A 1,976-nucleotide genomic window follows, 5' to 3' on the forward strand; every position below is an offset into this window, starting at 1 on the left:
CAGGCAATGACTAAATAAAACTTTCCCTTATTTCCCTTACGATTATCTCATAAGGGCAAAAATAAGGGAAAATACATATCATTTCACTAATGAATGGGCTGGAATGTCTGTAAAATTGGGAAAGTTAGCCAGATATTTCTGCAAATTTGAATTTACTCAATTCTTACTTCGACACCTTCAATCTCAACATAAACGATTTTGTCGGTATCAGTGTTGTTTTGCATATTTATACCTACCTTAAACCAAGCGCCTTTTTCTACATCCATTTCAACTGGCATTCCTGGGGTAAGATATGTTGGCTCGTATGCATTTTCTTCCTTGACACTAATTGGTTTTAACACCACCTCTGTATCGCCTAATCCATCGCCAGAATAAATTGTAATCTTGTTGCCTATCGGGGAGATTTCCTCATCGGAATAGACAAAATCCTCTTGATAAACAATTTCTTCGGTACTTCCTGCAGGGACAACAATTTTGATTTTGTAGGTATCATTCTTACCACATCCTGTCAAAGCAAGAACACAAGCCAATGTTAGAACTAATGCTATCAATTTTTTCATACATTCACACTCCTTTGTTAAATTCAAGTTATCTAACTGTTTCAATTTCCGATTTTTCTTTTCAAACTTGCTGGCGGCGAACGGTTTGTCAAAACCGTTTGCGGACGGCAAGTCCACAGGGGATAGCTGCTTTAGCGGCGCAAGGGGGTGTAGCCACCTTGACGGAACGAAGTGACGAAACATTCTCGGTCGGGCAGTTTTTTCTCTGCCGACCGGGAATGAAGCTCCGCAGGACGCACATACTCCCGATAGGAGAGTATAGAAGTGCGCCCTTTAGTTCCTAAAGTGTTTTTATCAGTTCGACAAATCCAATTTTCTCAATTCTCCAAATCGGAAGTTATTTGTATTTATCTTTCAGAAAACAGCCAGATACAACGATTCCAAATCCAAAAACACCAAGAAAATATTCAAAGAAACTGTTTGCTCTCAAAACAATTCCTAAAAGTATTATTGCAATGCCCAATAACTCAATCTTAATTTCTTTCATAGCAAACACCTCCGTTACAAACTTGAATTTGAACTTCCGTTTCTTCCTTCTATGCCTTTATATAATCACTTGCTGCTTTCAGTAATTTTTCAACAAAATCACTTGGAATATATTCTGGCTCATAATACCGAATATCTCCACGTCCCATTTCCTGTTTTACCTTCTGCAAATCATTCACAATTTTTGCTACTTTTTCACTTTCTTCCTGATGGGTTTTACCAAAACGTCCTTCAACAAAATTGCTAAATTCACTTAACAGAATCGACAGTTCATCATCTTTACTCAATTTTCTAAAACCATCTGTTGACGTAGAATCCTCAATAAATCTTACTCTGGTTCCACCGTCATATCCTGAGTTAATCTCATCACAAATACTTTTGAATTCTCCCAACAATACATCCGCCTTTTTTTGTATTGTCAGTTTTTCATCTGAATTACTCTCGAAGAACTGCACATAACTATTCTGCATTACCCTTGATAATCTGTTTGTAAAACTCTCCACAGGCTGATGCTCCGAAATATACTGCATTTCTTCCATTTGCTTTTGTATATCTACGCTACCCTTCATCTTACTACCATGTAAAGCACGTAAGCCTTCCTCTGAGATATTAACCTTTATGGCCGGAAGATTTTTACCCGCTTCTGTATCACAAAATTTTACAGGCTGATTATTCTGTTTCCGAGCCATTTCAAATAAATCTATATTTGGTTTTTGATAAGTACCACTTACATTTCCATATAAATTAATTGCCATTTTAATCCTCCTTGAACAAATCTACAGAAATCCGTTTCTATATTTGTAATATTGGCACTTTATATCCAAAAGTTAATAGTGCGTAAAATTCAAATTGAACAAAATCGCTGCGCGATGGCCTGCCAAGGCTGTGGCGCAGTTTTTCTACTTTTTCTAAAAAAGGCAGTTGATTACT

General features: G+C 36.9%; 3 protein-coding genes. All 3 read right to left on the reverse strand.

Features of this window, described 5'->3' with window-relative positions; genetic code table 11:
- Positions 1–152: 152 nt before the first annotated feature.
- A complete protein-coding gene (locus OCV96_RS19310) occupies positions 153–560 on the reverse strand; it encodes a hypothetical protein (protein WP_118692979.1) in 408 nt (135 codons plus the stop codon).
- A 337-nt stretch (positions 561–897) separates the two neighbouring features.
- Positions 898–1,047, reverse strand: a complete 150-nt coding sequence (locus OCV96_RS19315) for a hypothetical protein (protein ID WP_178162147.1) — start codon at positions 1,045–1,047, stop codon at positions 898–900.
- Positions 1,048–1,096: 49 nt separating this feature from the next.
- Entirely contained in the window at positions 1,097–1,801 is a 705-nt protein-coding gene (locus OCV96_RS19320) for a hypothetical protein (protein ID WP_262595217.1), read from the reverse strand.
- Positions 1,802–1,976 lie beyond the last annotated feature (175 nt).

Source organism: Waltera acetigignens, assembly GCF_025567015.1.
GTDB classification, from domain to species: domain Bacteria; phylum Bacillota; class Clostridia; order Lachnospirales; family Lachnospiraceae; genus Acetatifactor; species Acetatifactor acetigignens.